The organism is Burkholderia sp. S171 (genome assembly GCF_009766085.1).
In the GTDB taxonomy this organism is placed as follows: domain Bacteria; phylum Pseudomonadota; class Gammaproteobacteria; order Burkholderiales; family Burkholderiaceae; genus Caballeronia.
This window is the reverse complement of the sequence record NZ_LMUF01000048.1, coordinates 229,254-245,126: the sequence shown is the minus strand read 5'-3', so window position 1 is coordinate 245,126 and position 15,873 is coordinate 229,254. Positions and strand designations below refer to the sequence as shown.

The window sequence follows — 15,873 nt, the reverse complement described above, 5'->3', positions numbered from 1 at the left end:
GATCGACATCGCCCGGATGATCGAGCGCCCCTTCACCGAGCAGTATGCGAATTCTGGACAAACCGCTCAATGGAAATATTGCGATTTCACAATTCCAATTAATGGAATGTCGTGTTGCAGCAATTCGAGGATTGATATCAGGACGTTATTTGCAGAATCGAGGCGCCCGGTTTGCACATCGCTTGATCGCGATCAACGCGGATCACGCATCATCATGCATGGGTCAATGCGATGCAACGTAGATGGAGTCGGGTCCGGCTTGAGGAACCGCGAAGGTCTTTTTCATCCGGGCCGCTTCTTCTATCGGACTACGCCCGAATAGCCGCTTGAATTCGCGGCTGAACTGCGACGAGCTTTCATACCCAACCTGAGCGCATGCAACCGCCGCCGTCACGTCGTTTCTCACCATTAGCAGGCGGGCCTGATGAAGCCGCGTCGACTTCAGATATTGCATCGGCGAAGTATTGGTCACCGCTTTGAAGTGCGAATGAAACGACGGCACGCTCATGCTCGCCTCGGAAGCCAGCCGCTCGACGTCCAGCGGTTCGCGGAACGACAGATGGATCTTTCGGAGCGCCTTCGCGATCTTGCCGAAATGCCCTTGCCGCGTGAGTGCTGCGCGCATCGACCCGCCCTGCTCGCCCGTCAGCACCCGATAGTAAATTTCACGCACGAGTCCAAGGCCGAGAATCTCGGCCTCCAGCGGCGAACTCATCGTCTCCAGAAAGCGCAGTACCGATGCCGCGAGGCGGGCGTCGAGCGGAGTCGACATCATCCCTTTGGGCTTTGCTGGAACACCGCCCGCCCGTTCGTCGAGTTGCAGCATCAGGTCAGCCGCCATGTTGAAGTCAAGGCGAAAATAGATCGCCAGCATGGGCTCGGCTTCGCTTGCCTCGGTTTCCATCGAAAACGGCACCGGCACCGATACCGCAAGATAGTGCTGCGCGTCATACACATAAACGTCGTCGCCCAGAAATCCGCGCTTGCGTCCCTGGCAGACAATCACAATACCCGGGTCGTACAGCACCGGCGTGCGGCTCAGCGGGCGGTTCGAACGCAGGAATCGCACGCCGGGCAGCGCCGTCAGGTTGTACCCCTCCACAGGCGCCAAGACTGCCAGCAACGCGACCATGCGTTGCTGCGCTGTCATCTGATTATCGTTTTCAGCGTGTTGATCGCGTTCAGGGGTCACGTCCGGTCTCGTCAGTTTTGCAGCCAGCTTGCAATGTGCCACGTGCCCGAGCCGAAATCCACCGGCTCATAGGATTAGGCAAACACAACAGATGAACCGGCATTCGCGTTCTGACGATGCACTCCTAACATGCAATCGTTGCTGAGGTCGCGTGTGTCATCGGCGACGCATCCCGACACGCAGCCTGTCCATGACTATCAACAAGGAGTGCAGCACCATGAACCCCATCCAGGGCAAGAAGACTTTCCTGATTACCGGCGTGAGCTCGGGTTTCGGCCGCGCGTTCGCCGAAGCCGCGTTGAATGCCGGACACGTAGTCGTGGGTACGGTGCGCCGCGATGCCGACATCCCAACATTCGAGGCGCTCGCAGCCGGTCGTGCACACGCGATTGTGCTCGACGTGACCGATTTCGCGGCGATCGGCCCGGCTGTCGCGACGATAACGGACAAAATAAGAGCGATCGATGTGCTGGTCAACAACGCGGGATATGGCTACGAAGGCGTGCTTGAGGAGTCTCCGCTTGAAGACCTGCGCCGACAGTTCGACGCCAACGTATTCGGCGCCGTCGCGATGATCCAAGCCGTGCTTCCCGCCATGCGCGAACGCCGGTCGGGTCATATCATCAACATCACGTCGATGGGCGGCTTCGTCACCATGCCGGGCATTTCTTACTACTGCGGCAGCAAGTTCGCGCTCGAAGGCATCTCTGAAACGCTGGCGAAAGAAGTCGCGGGTTTCGGCGTTAAGGTAACGGCGGTTGCACCCGGCTCGTTCCGCACGGATTGGGCTGGCCGCTCGATGGTGCGCGCGGGTCGCAGCATCGCGGACTACGATGCGCTGTTCACCCCGATCCGTCAGGCGCGGGAGGCGAAAAGCGGCAAGCAGGCGGGCGACCCGGTCAAGGCAGCGCAGGTGCTGCTGGAGGTGATTGAGGCAAAAAATCCGCCGGTACATCTGCTGCTCGGCACCGACGCGCTCAACCTGGTCAGGGACAAGCTGGCGGCCCTCACCACCGAGATTGAAACGTGGGAAAAGGTATCGCGCTCGACGGACTTCGCGTGACGCCTTCATGACCCGGCAATCACGAAAACCCCTACGGCAGCCCGTTGCGATTGTGAAAACCGGGCGGCCGCTCTCGTGTACGATGGCTTCACATCGAGCCCCGGCCAAGCCGAGCGTGACAGACGGCGCCATGCCGCGAGCACGCTGCCATAGCCCGCGTGCGTGAGCCCGAATTCGCGCGCCGATCCGCTGTTAGCCGTCACTGGGTGGGGATTTTCATGCCGCGTTCCGACTGGACCCGTGAAGCGATTCGCAAGATTGAAGCGGACTTCAACCGTTCCGCCGATACCCACCTGATTCCACTCGACCTGCCCGGTTATCCGTCTATCCGTTTCTATTTCAAGGACGAATCGAGCCATCCGACCGGTAGCCTGAAACATCGGTTGGCGCGATCCTTGTTTCTCTATGCGCTTTGCAATGGCTGGCTGCGCGAGCAAAGCACGATTGTTGAAGCGTCCAGCGGATCAACGGCCATTTCCGAAGCATATTTCGCGCGACTGCTCGGCCTGCCGTTTGTCGCGGTGATTCCAGCGGGCACATCCCGCATGAAAATCGAGGCGATCGAATTCTACGGCGGGCGCTGTCATCTGGTCGCGAACCCGGCGGACATCTACACGGAATCGCATCGGCTCGCGGCGGAAACCGGCGGGCATTTCATGGATCAGTTCACCTACGCCGAACGTGCGACCGATTGGCGGGCCAACAACAATATCGCCGAGTCCATCTTCAAGCAGATGGGCGACGAGGAGCACCCCGTTCCGGCGTGGCTCGTGTCCAGCGGCGGCACCGGCGGCACGATAGCCACATTGGGCCGCTACGTAGCGTACCGGCGGCACACCACGCGCATTCTTTGCGCCGATCCCGAGAATTCGGTATTTTTCGATTACTTCAAAAGCACGCTCGCGGGCACGCCGGACAGCAGCCTGACGCTCGATGTGGGATCGAAGATTGAAGGCATCGGCCGTCCGCGTGTTGAACGCTCCTTCATTCCGACATGTATCGATGCGATGCTCAAGGTGCCCGACGCGTTGTCCTTTGCTGCCATGCGCTATCTGGCAGGGGCGTTTGGGCGTCGCGTCGGCGGTTCGACAGGGACCAATTTTGTGGGCGTGCTGTATCTGGCCGAGCGCATGAAGCAGGCGGGCGAGCAGGGTTCCATCGTCAGCCTGCTGTGCGATAGCGGCGAACGTTACAGCAACACCTACTATGCCGATGCCTGGTACGAGGTGCAGGGAATTCCGGTTGCGCAGCCCGATGCGCTGATTGCTCGCGCGGTCGCGGGCGAAGCGGTGCTGACCCCGCAAAACATTGCGGGGTTGGAGGCTGCGGGAGCGGGAATATAAAGCGTGGTGCGTTTGAGCTTATGCGTGAATGTCACGAGCGTCGTCCTGGATCTGACCCGCTCGTATGAGATTGCGTATCAACATTTTTGCTTTCGTAACCCTGTCCGTACGAACGCGGTCCGCGGTAGATGAATCAGGAAGTTACCCGCGCCCAACGCTGCTTGAACGGACTCGTATTTGCAACTCCGATTTGTTAGCCCACTCACCATGAGGTTCCGATGACCCGTACCGTCGCCGAAAAACGCGCTGCCTTTCGCGCGCTTCACCAGCAAGGCTGTTTCGTGCTGCCCAACCCATGGGACGCAGGCAGCGCGCGGATGCTGCAGCACCTTGGCTTTGCCGCGCTGGCATCGACGAGTTCAGGCTTCGCGTGGACCACAGGCCGGCCCGACTACGCGGTGACCTGTTCCGATGTCCTGCAACATCTGGGCGCCCTCTGCGAAGCTGTAGACCTGCCGGTGAACGCCGATTTCGAGTCTGGTTTCGCTTCCGACCCCGCTACGCTCGCGGCCAACGTCACCCTTGCAATCCAGACGGGCGTAGCGGGTTTATCGATTGAAGATCGCGACGTGGACGCGCCGTTCGGACTCTACGAGACCGCTCTTGCCGTCGAGCGTGTGCGTGCGGCCCGTGCGGCGATCGACCGTTCCGGCGATGACGTCATCCTGGTCGCGCGCACCGAGATCCTGCTCAGTGATCCGAGCGCGCTCAGCCAGTCCATCGATAAACTCGTGGCCTTCGCGGCTGAAGGTGCCGATTGTTTGTATGCGCCGGGCGTGGTCAATAAAGACGACATAGCGGTCATGGTTCGCGCCGTAGCGCCCAAGCCGCTCAACGTTCTGATGATGCGGCCCGGCCTGAGCGTCGCCGAACTGGCCGACCTTGGCGTGCGTCGAATCAGTGTTGGTGGAGGATTGGCGCGGGTTGCGTGGCAAGCCATGCTAACGGCCGCTGAACAAATGAAAGCGGGGTCGTTCGATGGCCTCGCCAGCGCCGCATCAAGCAAGCAATTGAACGATGTTTTCGGCGGATTCGCCTGAGCCTGAGTGCCCGGCGCGAGCCCGGTCTTTTCACGAATGTCCCTGCAGCGCAGAGACATTCGTGCATCGGGATCGATAGCGCAGTGCGCTATGGTGCGTCGCTCGCGCTGTATCGGCGCCTTAACATGTGCGTGGCCGAAAGAGGTTGGCAAGCTCCATAAGTGCCTGATAATATTGAGACGTGGATGGCCGCCCGGTCCCACGTCACTCAGGTTTCATTTCTCAAAGGGAGGCGAAAAGATGATCACATTCAGCAGCGCCGTCCCTTACTCGATGCGCCGGCCAGTTTAGGTCGCCGTCAGCGCGGGCACAGCAGCCTGCGCGATTTCCAGACAGTCCGTTGTCAGTTCGCCCGCTCATGCAGGCGTGCTTTGGCTGTCGCTCTAATTTCTCTCGACCGGATAGCTTCGTCGCGCTTGCCGCTACGGGCTGTGGCAAATGGCTTACACAAAAAAACTCGACTTCGGCGGACGGGCGTTCAAAGACGTTCTCGGTTTCACTGTGGCTCACTGGGGCAAACAACCGTGGCGCATCGTAGCCATTGTTGTGCTCGCGCTGCTGTCGGCACTGGCCGATGTCCTCACGCCGCTCTTCGCAGGCCGGCTCGTGGACGCACTCGCCGCCGGCGCGGCCGGCAAGGAGCTGGCATGGCGTGCAGCCACAACCGCGTTCGGCATCCTGGCTTGCCTTGGGCTGGCAGGCACGTTGCTGCGTCAGCTCGTTTTCATGAACATCATCGTATTGACGCTAAAGATGATGAGTGAAATTGCCGCCAACGCATTTCACCGCGTGCAACGGTTTTCCGCTGACTGGCACGGCAACAGCTTCGCCGGTTCGACTGTCCGCAAGATCACGCGCGGCATGTGGGCGCTCGACCTGCTCAACGACACGCTGCTCATCGCCCTGCTTCCATCACTGGTGATGCTGGTCGGCGCAACCGTGTTGCTCGGTATGCACTGGACCATCATGGGCGTGGTCGTGGGCGTCGGGTCGCTGCTTTATATCGGGGTGACGGTCGGCCTGTCGCTCGGCTTTGTTGCACCGGCCGCTCGTCTGGGCAACGCATGGGACACCCGCATGGGCGGTGCGCTCGCAGACGCCGTGAGCTGCAACACCGTGGTCAAGGCCTTCGGTGCGGAAACGCGCGAGGAAGCGCGGCTTGCCCGCGTGATCGGCAAGTGGCGTCACCGGACGCGGCGCACATGGGCACGCGGCACGATCAACGGCGGTGTGCAAGGCGGCATGCTGGTGGTCATGCAGGCGGCAATCCTGGGTGCTGCGTTGTTGCTGTGGGAAGCCGACAAGGCCAGCGTGGGCGACATCACGTTCACGCTGACCATGTTCTTCATGTTGCAGGGTTATCTGCGCGAAGTCGGGATGCACGTGCGCAATTTGCAGCGCTCGGTCAACGACATGGAAGAGCTGGTATCGCTTGAAGGTCAGCCTCTCGGCGTGGAAGACAAGCCCGACGCTGGGCCTATCGCGATCCGTGAAGGCGAGATCCGCTTCGAGCATGTGACCTTCAGCTACGACGGTCACGCGAAGCCGCTCTATAACGACTTTTCGGTGCGGATTGCGCCGGGAGAGCGCGTGGGGTTGATCGGGCACTCGGGGTCCGGCAAGACGACGTTGATCAAGCTGATCCAGCGGCTTTACGACATCTCGGGCGGCAGGATCATGATCGACGGGCAGAACATTGCCGATGTCGCTCAAGCGTCGTTGCGCGGTCAGATCGCGATCGTTCAGCAAGAGCCGGTGCTGTTCCATCGTTCGCTCGCGGAGAACATTGCGTACGCCCGGCCAGGAGCTACCCGCGCGGAAATCGAGCGGGCCGCGAGGCAGGCCAGCGCTCACGATTTCATCGCGGCGTTGCCCCAGGGTTATGAAACGCTCGTGGGTGAGCGCGGTATCAAGTTGTCGGGCGGCGAACGCCAGCGTGTGGCGATTGCCCGGGCGTTCCTCGCGAATGCGCCCATCCTGATCCTCGACGAAGCAACGTCGAGCCTCGACAGCGAGAGCGAAGTGCTGATCCAGCAGGCAATGGAGCGGCTGATGGTCGGCCGCACGACGCTGGTGGTTGCGCATCGGCTTTCAACGGTACGGGCGCTGGACCGGCTGCTGGTGCTCGACAAGGGCAGGATTGCGGAGGAAGGCAGCCATGAAAAGCTGATCCAACTTCACAACGGCTTGTATCGGCGGTTGTTCGAACGGCAGGCGCTCGGCTTGACGACTGATCGTGCGGAGCCGGAAAAGACGGCGCGAGCCAGCCGCCGTCCAGGCGGTTATGCCGACGATCCCTCGTTGAGCACCAGCACGTGATGCAACGGTTCGGGCACAGCGCCCGGACCGTTGGCCACGTTACAACGGCCGTTCTACCGCCTCTAATGGCTGGCCTGCCCGTTCGTTCCATTCATTCCGTTCGCCTCTACCTCCGCGCTGCCGGCAATCGGCGGCATGCCCGGCGGTTTCACCAGCTTCCTCATTTTCGCGACCTGCTCCGCTGTCACCACCGAACCGGTATTGCCCCAGCTCGTGCGCACGAAGTTCGAGACGTCGGCCACTTCCTGATCGGAGAGACGCCATCCCAACGGCGGCATGGTGAACGACGAGGGCGCCGTATGAACGCCCGGCAGCGTATTCCCCGAGAGCACTACGTGAATCAGCGAACTCGCGTCTTCACCCTGCACCACAGGATTGCCGCCGAGCGCTGGAAACACGCGCGTGTAACCCGTCCCATCGCTGCGATGGCACCCCATGCAGTTATCGCGGTACACGGCAGCGCCCGGCTTCCCGACATTGCCTGTACGTAACGCTTTGGCAACCGTGTCGTCGTAGACGTACGGCGTTTGCCCCTGAAGCTTGGGCGGCAGGCTCTTCAAATAACGGGCGATCGCGCTAAGATCGGCGTCGCTCATGAACTGCATGCTGTGGGCGACCACGTCAGTCATGCCGCCAAAAGCCGCCGTGTGCGGGGAGCGTCCCGTCTTCAGGAATTGAACAATATCGCTCTCGCTCCACATGCCAATGCCCGTCCTCTGCTCGCCACGCAAGCTTGCCGGCACCCAGCCGTCGACAGGTGCCCCACCAGACAGATAGTCGAGGCCGTCGGCATCGGTCAGCGCTTTTTCCTGCATGGTCACGGCACGGGGCGTATGACAGGCGCCGCAATGGCCCGCGCCCTGCACTAGATAAGCGCCACGCGCCAAAACGGGGTCCGTTCCGGCCGGTGCCGTGAACGGTTGAGGCTTGGGCGCAAACGCCGTGCGCCATAGTGCGAGCGGCCATCGCATTGACAGCGGCCAGACGATTCCGGTCGCGCGATTGCTTTGCTGAACCGGGCTTACGCCATGCATGAAATAGGCGTAAAGCGCATGCACGTCGTCATCCGACAAGCGCGAATACGAGGGATACGGCATAGCCGGATACAGGGTGTCGCCGTTCTTTTTAACCCCTTCACGCAGGGTCCGGTCGAATTCCTCGACGGTGTACGAACCAATACCCGTGCTGGCGTCAGGCGTGATGTTGCTCGAATAAATCGGCCCGATCGGCGTGTCCAGCTTCAGACCGCCCGCAAACGGCTTGCCGTTCACCGCTGTATGACACGCGATGCAATCCGATGCACGGGCGATGTATTCGCCGCGGGCAATCATCGCGGAATCTGCTCGAGACTGGGCTTGATTGGATTGAGCCTGAGATTGAGCTTGAGCCAGCGATGCAAGGGCGAACAGCGCGGCAGCCGCCGATATTTTAATTGTCCTCATGCGCTCACCAGCGGGCCGGGGTTCTTCAGATACTGTTCGCGGATCGCCTTGGCCGACCAATAGGCCAGCGCCGCCACGAGGCCGGTCGGGTTATAGCCGATCCCCTGCGGAAACGCCGACGACCCCATCACGAACACGTTGTGCACATCCCAGCTTTGCAGATAACGATTCAGCACACTGGTCTTCGGGTCTGTCCCCATGATCGCGCCACCCACGAGATGCGTGGTCTGGTAGCGACGCGTGTCGAAGTGAGCGCCGAACTCGCGCGTGTAGACGTTGATGGCGACCGGCCCCATCGCCTCGGCAATCTTGTGCATCTGCCCCGTTACGTAGCGCGCCATCTTGATGTCGTTGTCTTTCCAGTCGAAGGTCATGCGCAGGAGCGGTTGCCCGTAAGGGTCCTGATAAGTCGGATCCAGGTCGAGATAGACATCGCGATACGTCATGTTCGATCCATGTGCGTCCATGGATACCGTATGCAGGTAGTTGTCCTTCACCGACTGCTTCCATGCGCTGCCCCAGTTCGGCGTACCCGAGGGGGTCGCAATACCGCTGATCGGCTTGGTGCCCGCCTGGTTGACCCAGCAGGGCGATCCGCCGACGAAGCCTAGCGGCCCGTGGTCGAAGTTGTCGGCGTTGAAGTCGTCCACCGCAACACCGTTGCCGCCCGCGCCAATATACGGATTGGTGTATGTGTCCTTGTCGAAGAATGCGGTGATGGTCGACAGGTTCTGGTACGCGAAATTCTTGCCGACGACACCCTCTCCCGAGACCGGGTCGTAGGGCTTGCCGATGCCCGAGAGCAGCAGTAGCCGGACGTTGTGATACTGGAACGCCGCGACGATCACCAGGTCGGCGGGCTGCTCAACTTCGCGGCCGGCCGCGTCGAGATAAGTCACGCCTGTGGCGCGCTTTTTTGTATCGTCGAGATTGACGCGCAGTACGTGACACTTCACGCGTAGCTCGAAGTTCGGCGTCTGTTTCAGCGCCGGCAGGATATTCAGGTTAGGCGATGCCTTCGAGTACATGTAGCACGCGTAACCGCTGCAAAAACCGCAGAAGTTGCAGGGTCCCATCTGCACGCCATACGGATTGGTGTACGGCCCCGACGTATTCGCCGACGGCAAGCGGTAGGGATGCAGCCCCAGTTCCTTGGCAGCACGCCCGAACCGCTCGGCGGAATACGTGTTCAGTTGCGCGGGCAGCGGGAAATGATCGCTTCGCGGAGCGTCGAAAATATTGCCGTCGCCAACAATCTGGTCCTTCACCTTGTACGCTTGCCCCGAGGTTCCGAATACCTTCTCGGCGAAATCGAAGTGCGGTTCAAGTTCCTCGTAGCTCACGCCGGCATCCTGGATCGTCATGCCTTCAGGAATGAATTTTTTGCCGTAGCGCTCCTCATAATGACTGCGCAGACGCAGCTCTTCAGGCGCCACGCGAAAGTGCACGCCCGACCAGTGCAAGCCCGCTCCGCCCACGCCCTCGCCCGGCGTGAACGCCGCGAGCTGGCGATACGGCAGCGCCGTGTCATTCACGCCATGGCGGATGGAGACGGTGTTTTTCGACAGGTCGATGAACAGCTTCTTGCGCACGCTGTAGGTGAGCTCGTCGATCGTGTTCGGATACGCGCCGTCGGGATAGGTGTCGCGATACTCGCCGCGCTCGAGCGCCACCACTTTCAATCCGGCTTCGGTCAGCTCTTTCGCGAGGATCGCGCCCGTCCAGCCAAAACCGACGATCACCGCATCGACGTGCGGCTTTTTCTGTGCAGCCATCAGGTGCGCTCCCCTTTGATCGAAACCGGTCCATACGGATAAGGCTTGCCATCCTGGTTGACGAAGTCCATGAAGTCGGCGCGTGCACCCGGAAAACCGATGGTCTTCCAGCCGACCATGTTGCGGTTGCCGCCGTGCACCGGATCACAGAAGAAACCCTCGCGGGTGTTTTGCAGCAACTGCGCGAAGAAGGTGCCGGCGGGGACCTCGTCGAGCTCGATCTTGTTGGCTTCGAGCTGGCCAAGCACGGTGTCGCGGGTGGTGGTGTCGAGCGCCGCAAAGGTCTTGCTGTAGGTCTTGCTGCAGTACTGGTCAACAGCCGCAATACCCATGCGGTACACGTCGCGCGGTACGAGTTTCAACTGATAGCCGAGCTCGGGCGGGCCTTCTTGAAACGGACCCTGCATATACCAGAGCGCACCGTGCGCATAAGGCGTATCCATCTGGCGGTCTATGAATTCAGGCACGCCCGCATCGATTGCCCCGGGTCCGTTGGCGTCGGCAGGAATCAGGCGGTCGACGGCCGCGCCTACGAATGCCCACTCTTTGGCGTCGAAGAAAACGGGGGTATAAGGCGACGCGCCTGCTTGCGTTGCGGGAGTACCTGTGTTGGACGGAGTGGTCGCAGTGAGGTCGCAACCGGCGATGCTTGCGATTGGCACCAGGGCGACGGACTTGCGCAGGAAAGTGCGCCTGCTGTCACTCGATTGCTTGACGCTGAGAAACTTGAGCATGGGAAAGTTTCCTTTAATTATTCTTGGGGAGCCTATTTACTGCCAGCTTCATTGCCAGCTTAGTCGCCAGCTTAATCGCGTGCATTATTGCTTGGCGAGCCGCTGAGTTGGCTGGAATTTCATGAACAATGAACCGACCGCCGGCGATGAGCAAGCCAGGAAGCCCGGGCACATGGTTGGGGACCGCAAACTGCTCGCGGCCTTCACCACCCTTCACCACCCTTTACCACCCGTTATGTCCGGTGCAGCAGCGCTTGCTGCATGCTTGCTCGGCGAAGTCTGCAAAGTTATGCCGGTGCATGTTGTTCGAGTACGCCTCACAGAAAGCCCTCGCGGGAAGCAAGGACTCGCCACCTGGAGTGCGATATCCCGGAAGGTCGATCAAACATTAAAACCCTTTTGCACGAACCAGGAACGGTGCCGGCGAGTGAATCGACGCGCGCAGCCCTGTGTCTGGCCCGGGGAGATAGTCTGTGTGCGGTTGCTTCGAGTCGTCAGCTTGCTTGAGCAGATTGGCAGCGGATGCATCGATAGAATCGGTCAGCGGTTTCGGATAAACGCCGATCGCCAGCACCAGCACCGCGAGTGCACCCAGCATACCGAACTCGCGTTTGCCGAGATCGCCGAGACCGGCTACGCCCGCATTGCCGACCGGTCCGTAGATGGTTCGCTTGTACATCCACAGCGTGTACGAAGCGCTCAGGATCAGGGTCGTGCAAGCCAGCGCTCCGATCCAGAAGTTGAACTTGACCGCGCCCATGATGACCATGAATTCGCCGACAAAGCCCGAGGTCCCGGGCAAGCCCACGTTAGCCATGGAGAACAGCATGGCGAAGACCGCGAACCGCGGCATCACGTTGGCAACGCCACCGTAGGCATCCATGGAACGGGTGTGCATTCGCTCCCACAGAATGCCGATGCAAAGAAACATCGCGCCCGAGACGAAGCCGTACGAAATCATCTGGACGATCGCGCCGTCCATACCGATGTCGTTGAAGAGGAACAGTCCCAGCGTGACGAGCCCCATGTGCGCGATGGCCGAGTACGCGAGCAGCTTGCTCATGTCCGTTTGCGCCAGCGCGACCAGGCTTGCATGGATCACCGCGATCAACGACAGCACGATGATCACCGGCGAAAAGAAATGCGCCGCGTCCGGTGTGACGGGCAACGCGAACCGGAGGAAACCATATCCGCCGAGCTTCAACATGCCGAGCACGACCGAGGCGCCCGTGGGTGCTTCAAGGTGGACTTGCGGCAGCCATGTATGGATCGGCCACATCGGAACCTTGACGGCAAAGGCCGCAAAGAACGCGATGAACACCAGCACCTGCGGCGCGAAGCCCATGGGCAGCGCCTGCCAACTGGCGAGGTCGAAGGTGTGCGATTGCTGGTACAGATACAACATCGCCATCAGCATCATCAGCGAGCCGACCAGCGAAAAGAAGAAGAACTTGACGGCCGCAAGCACGCGTCCGGTGCCTCCCCAAGAGCCGATCAGCAGATACATGGGGATCAGCGTCGCTTCGAAAAACACGAAGAACAGCATGCCGTCGAGCGACGCGAAGGTCCCGATCATCAGGCCCGACAGAAACATGAACGACGCGAGATATTGAGCAACACGCACCGTGATTACGTTCCACGAAGCAATGGTCACGATCAGCGTCGTGAACGCGGTGAGCACTGTGAGCCACATCGAGATGCCGTCGACACCAAGGTGATACGAGATGTCGAAAGCCGGCAACCAGTTCACGCGTTCGACGAACTGCATCGCAGCAGAATGGGTTTCAAATCCGGTGACCAGCGGCAGCGTGATAACAAAGCAGACGGCCGACCCGGTAAGCGCGAGCCAGCGCGCAGGCATCGGGTTGCGGTCCGACCCAATCCTGAGGATCGCGACGCCAAAGATGATCGGAAGCCAAATGGCAAGACTGAGAAGCGGTAAGGATGACATCGCTGAGATAAGACCTTGTTAGAGCGCTAATCGGCATTGCCTGGGGCAAAGCCGCTACTAAGAGTGAAAGAATGAAAGTCAATCGTTAGCCTGTCTTTCTTCGGTCCGCCGTTAAACCACAGACGTAAGCAACCGAAAGCTCGCCAGCGAGTACGAGCACCCCTGCTAAGGGTTAACGAGCATAATTCAGCCACAAATATTTTGCAGCGCAACAGCGATGAATTTTTCGTGATCAGCGCTTGTGGCTTGATTCAAAAGTGTTTAATGACAATCGATTGAAGGTAAAAATGTGCGTCTGCACAATCCTTTTTGGGATTAAAGCCCGAAATATGGGACATCTCGATGAGTGTCTGACGGGTCGGTAGCCTGCTGAATCCACTCGAACATTTCTTACATCTATGCTTTCGTTTTCCTGTCACGAGCGGCGAGTTCCACTCAACGTCGGTTTAGGTGAAGCACCGCTACGCTGCAGGATGGGAATCGGACGTGCTACGAAAACGACGGGCCGAGTTTGTTGGGGAGCGGTCATTTTGAGCCGAATCTTCAGCGCTAATTAATTCGTATTGCTATGTATTTAATCGAGTGATTCGCCCGCTCGTTGTTCGGCTAGCGGTCTGAAGCGACTGCCGGAGCACCGGCGATTCAGTCAATTCTAAAAAAAACTTCATCCTTCGATAGCGTTGTTTCAGATTTCCCAAGTCACAGAATTCCATAATGAATGGACCGATTACACATTGGGAGTTTCGCGATGTACCAAACATTATTAGTCGAGGCGGTCCACGATTCCGGCCGTCAGGCAGTACGCTTCGATATTGGATCGAACGCGGCAATTCTCGATGTCGACGACGTCGACCTGCTGATCGAACGTCTCAGCCATATCCGTTCAGGACTGTCCCCGGCTCTGCCGCACGAACCGTCGCGCACGCATAACTATGTGATCGAGATTGATCCGTGCTGGTACCTGGACAAGAATCCATTGTTCGACGGGGTCGTCCTGCTGCTGCGTCATACCGGGCTCGGTTGGGCAGGCTTTGCGATTCCTCAATCCAGTTTGGAACGCCTGCAAGACGCTATCGTCAAGCCGGTGCCGCAGTCGTTTGAAGTGAGCCAGATACCGAGTTGATAGGGGGTTACCCACCATCAACGAATTTGTGTTGTCTATCACAGAGGCAGTAGGCACTGATACGCTCCAAGCGAGCGGCGACGCGTTAAACTGAAACCGCTACTCCGTGGTTCGCATGTTGTTCGTAAGCTTCCTCACGGAGTCGTATTCGATATACATTTCCGCGCCTAGCGACGCGGATAGAAACGCTATCTGCTTGCCCTTTAGCTCGTGCCCCCAGTAGGTTTTTTCGAGCTTGGCGGCTGCATCGATATAGTCTTGGTCAGCGTCATCGGTGACGCTTTGCCCTTTGCGCAGCACGTACCGATTGCCGTTATAACGCGTCAATTCCGTTGTCATCCAGACGTGTCTCCTTTGGTTGCAACGGACCAACGCTAACCCGCAATTGAACTCGTCCACCTCAATAAAACCACAAGCCAAAAAAACGACGCCGCATGAAACCACGCGGCGTCGATCATTACCAACTCAAACCCTGCAACTTAGAACCGGTGACGCATGCCAACCGTCACAGCCACTTGCTTGTCCGTTGTCGACGGGCTTAGGCCGTTAATAGCTGCATCGCCCAGAACCGTACCGTCGCCACCGGACGCATGTTGAAACACCCCTTCCGCATACACGTCCGTGCGTTTGCTCAGGCTATAGTCAGCAAGCAACGAGAACTGGTGATACTTCGGCTTGGCATCGCCGGCAGCCGTATTGAACGAGCCGTTCGTGAAGGTGTACGCGCCTTCGAGACTCATCGCCGGTGTCAACGCGTAACGCGTATTCACTTCGTAGTTGTCCAGACGCAGACTGTTACCCGACAAGGCCGTATAACCGTCGTTCATGTTGATCGCATCGAGACCGTCAAGCTTCGTGTGGGTATACACGAAGCCAACCGTGGCCGGGCCGAATGCGTAGTTGACGCCACCGCCGAACGTGCGCTGCCGCGCTGCGACGAACGTTGATGTGTTATTCGCTCCCGACACTGCACCATTCGCGTTGTCGCCCTGGCCGGGATTGTTGATCTGCAAATACGACGCAGCGAAGCTCAACGGGCCATTGGAGTAAGACGCGCCAGCGCTATAAGCGCGATTGTCCGAGAACGCGCCCGCCTTGTTCGAAAAGCCGTACAAACCGCCGAACTTGAAACCGGCGTAATCAATGCTCGCGAACTTCACCGAGTTGCTGATGCTGAAGCTATTGTCCAGATTGTCGTTATCGAACGGATGGGCGGCAAGGTTGTTGCCCAGGCCCTGGCCGGCTTCCGACAGTGGCGCCAGATAATCAACCGTGGAATCGTATTGCTTGCCGAGCGTCACCGTACCGTACTGGTTCGATTGCAGACCAACGTATGCCTGACGGCCGAAGATCTCGTTCGACTGCGAGAACGCGCCATTGTTCACGTTAAAGCCATCTTCCAACTTGAAGATGGCGTGCATGCCGCCACCCAGGTCCTCGCTGCCCTTCAAGCCCCACAGCGTGTCGCTGACGTTGCCGCTACCCACACCCCACGATTGACCCGACGAGGCCGAACCCGGCGTGTGCGAGTTGTTCGCGTACACCACGCCGGCATCGATCACGCCATACAGCGTGACGCTGCTTTGCGCGTGAGCGGCTACTGCGAACAGGCTGGAAATAGTTGCAGCCAACAGAACTTTCTTCATCTTGAACTCCACATAGATAACGGGTTCCGGGTCAGGAAGCATCTTGCAACGCTGCGTGACTTTAGCCGTGCGCTATCGAAGCAGACAACGCTTCGAGCGTGAGGACATGCAGCGTTGAGTGCGGCCCTGACCTCAGAGGATCGCAGTCTACGGAGCGAGGCGATGCAAACACCGTGGCTGAACTGAATGACAGATTTTCAATATCCGCAAGCGAGACCCGTGGGATCGGCGCGAACGCAGACGTA

12 protein-coding genes are annotated in these 15,873 nt (G+C 59.4%); 5 read left to right on the top strand and 7 right to left on the bottom strand.

The window, feature by feature from the left end; all coding sequences use genetic code 11:
• Positions 1-223: 223 nt before the first annotated feature.
• The gene (locus GSQ93_RS28450) at positions 224-1,150 is read right to left on the bottom strand and encodes an AraC family transcriptional regulator (protein ID WP_158938981.1); all 927 of its coding nucleotides are present in this window, start codon (positions 1,148-1,150) and stop codon (positions 224-226) included.
• 259 nt (positions 1,151-1,409) lie between these two features.
• Here GSQ93_RS28450 and GSQ93_RS28445 point away from each other — a divergent pair, with 259 nt between their 5' ends.
• The 4 genes from GSQ93_RS28445 (at position 1,410) to GSQ93_RS28430 (ending at position 6,957) form a co-directional block, all read left to right on the top strand.
• The gene (locus GSQ93_RS28445) at positions 1,410-2,255 is read left to right on the top strand and encodes an oxidoreductase (protein WP_158938980.1); all 846 of its coding nucleotides are present in this window, start codon (positions 1,410-1,412) and stop codon (positions 2,253-2,255) included.
• Between the two features lie 218 nt (positions 2,256-2,473).
• Positions 2,474-3,598: a PLP-dependent cysteine synthase family protein gene (locus tag GSQ93_RS28440; protein ID WP_158938979.1), complete on the top strand. Its 1,125-nt coding sequence runs from the start codon at positions 2,474-2,476 to the stop codon at positions 3,596-3,598.
• A gap of 218 nt (positions 3,599-3,816) precedes the next feature.
• The gene (locus GSQ93_RS28435) at positions 3,817-4,638 is read left to right on the top strand and encodes an oxaloacetate decarboxylase (protein ID WP_158938978.1); all 822 of its coding nucleotides are present in this window, start codon (positions 3,817-3,819) and stop codon (positions 4,636-4,638) included.
• A gap of 438 nt (positions 4,639-5,076) precedes the next feature.
• Positions 5,077-6,957, top strand: coding sequence for an ABC transporter ATP-binding protein (locus tag GSQ93_RS28430; RefSeq protein WP_158938977.1), 1,881 nt, complete (start codon positions 5,077-5,079; stop codon positions 6,955-6,957).
• Positions 6,958-7,019: 62 nt separating this feature from the next.
• On the opposite strand, the gene GSQ93_RS28425 is transcribed toward GSQ93_RS28430, so the two are convergent.
• From GSQ93_RS28425 to GSQ93_RS28410, 4 genes are all read right to left on the bottom strand, one after another.
• The gene (locus GSQ93_RS28425; RefSeq protein ID WP_158938976.1) at positions 7,020-8,399 is read right to left on the bottom strand and encodes a cytochrome c; all 1,380 of its coding nucleotides are present in this window, start codon (positions 8,397-8,399) and stop codon (positions 7,020-7,022) included.
• Complete coding sequence (locus GSQ93_RS28420) at positions 8,396-10,174, bottom strand: GMC family oxidoreductase (protein WP_158938975.1); 1,779 nt, start codon at positions 10,172-10,174, stop codon at positions 8,396-8,398. The genes GSQ93_RS28425 and GSQ93_RS28420 overlap by 4 nt, the downstream gene beginning before the upstream one ends.
• Positions 10,174-10,908 (bottom strand): gluconate 2-dehydrogenase subunit 3 family protein, encoded by a 735-nt coding sequence (locus GSQ93_RS28415; RefSeq protein ID WP_158938974.1) that lies wholly within the window; start codon positions 10,906-10,908, stop codon positions 10,174-10,176. Before GSQ93_RS28415 ends, GSQ93_RS28420 begins: the two co-directional genes overlap by 1 nt.
• A 388-nt stretch (positions 10,909-11,296) precedes the next feature.
• Positions 11,297-12,859 (bottom strand): NADH-quinone oxidoreductase subunit M, encoded by a 1,563-nt coding sequence (locus tag GSQ93_RS28410; protein ID WP_158938973.1) that lies wholly within the window; start codon positions 12,857-12,859, stop codon positions 11,297-11,299.
• A gap of 748 nt (positions 12,860-13,607) precedes the next feature.
• Between GSQ93_RS28410 and GSQ93_RS28405 the strand changes: the two genes are divergently transcribed.
• Entirely contained in the window at positions 13,608-13,982 is a 375-nt protein-coding gene (locus tag GSQ93_RS28405; RefSeq protein WP_158938972.1) for a hypothetical protein, read from the top strand.
• A 99-nt stretch (positions 13,983-14,081) separates the two neighbouring features.
• Here GSQ93_RS28405 and GSQ93_RS28400 read toward each other — a convergent pair whose 3' ends face one another.
• Positions 14,082-14,321, bottom strand: a complete 240-nt coding sequence (locus GSQ93_RS28400) for a hypothetical protein (RefSeq protein WP_158938971.1) — start codon at positions 14,319-14,321, stop codon at positions 14,082-14,084.
• 140 nt (positions 14,322-14,461) lie between these two features.
• Positions 14,462-15,628, bottom strand: coding sequence for a porin (locus GSQ93_RS28395; protein ID WP_158938970.1), 1,167 nt, complete (start codon positions 15,626-15,628; stop codon positions 14,462-14,464).
• Between the last annotated feature and the right edge of the window lie 245 nt (positions 15,629-15,873).

Bases quoted from the DNA above. Each gene is read 5' to 3' on its own strand.
- GSQ93_RS28400 (WP_158938971.1), bottom strand. From the start codon at position 14,321: ATGACAACGGAATTGACGCGTTATAACGGCAATCGGTACGTGCTGCGC.
- GSQ93_RS28430 (WP_158938977.1), top strand. From the start codon at position 5,077: ATGGCTTACACAAAAAAACTCGACTTCGGCGGACGGGCGTTCAAAGAC.
- GSQ93_RS28415 (WP_158938974.1), bottom strand. From the start codon at position 10,908: ATGCTCAAGTTTCTCAGCGTCAAGCAATCGAGTGACAGCAGGCGCACT.
- GSQ93_RS28420 (WP_158938975.1), bottom strand. From the start codon at position 10,174: ATGGCTGCACAGAAAAAGCCGCACGTCGATGCGGTGATCGTCGGTTTT.
- GSQ93_RS28395 (WP_158938970.1), bottom strand. From the start codon at position 15,628: ATGAAGAAAGTTCTGTTGGCTGCAACTATTTCCAGCCTGTTCGCAGTA.
- GSQ93_RS28445 (WP_158938980.1), top strand. From the start codon at position 1,410: ATGAACCCCATCCAGGGCAAGAAGACTTTCCTGATTACCGGCGTGAGC.
- GSQ93_RS28435 (WP_158938978.1), top strand. From the start codon at position 3,817: ATGACCCGTACCGTCGCCGAAAAACGCGCTGCCTTTCGCGCGCTTCAC.
- GSQ93_RS28425 (WP_158938976.1), bottom strand. From the start codon at position 8,399: ATGAGGACAATTAAAATATCGGCGGCTGCCGCGCTGTTCGCCCTTGCA.
- GSQ93_RS28440 (WP_158938979.1), top strand. From the start codon at position 2,474: ATGCCGCGTTCCGACTGGACCCGTGAAGCGATTCGCAAGATTGAAGCG.
- GSQ93_RS28410 (WP_158938973.1), bottom strand. From the start codon at position 12,859: ATGTCATCCTTACCGCTTCTCAGTCTTGCCATTTGGCTTCCGATCATC.
- GSQ93_RS28405 (WP_158938972.1), top strand. From the start codon at position 13,608: ATGTACCAAACATTATTAGTCGAGGCGGTCCACGATTCCGGCCGTCAG.
- GSQ93_RS28450 (WP_158938981.1), bottom strand. From the start codon at position 1,150: ATGACAGCGCAGCAACGCATGGTCGCGTTGCTGGCAGTCTTGGCGCCT.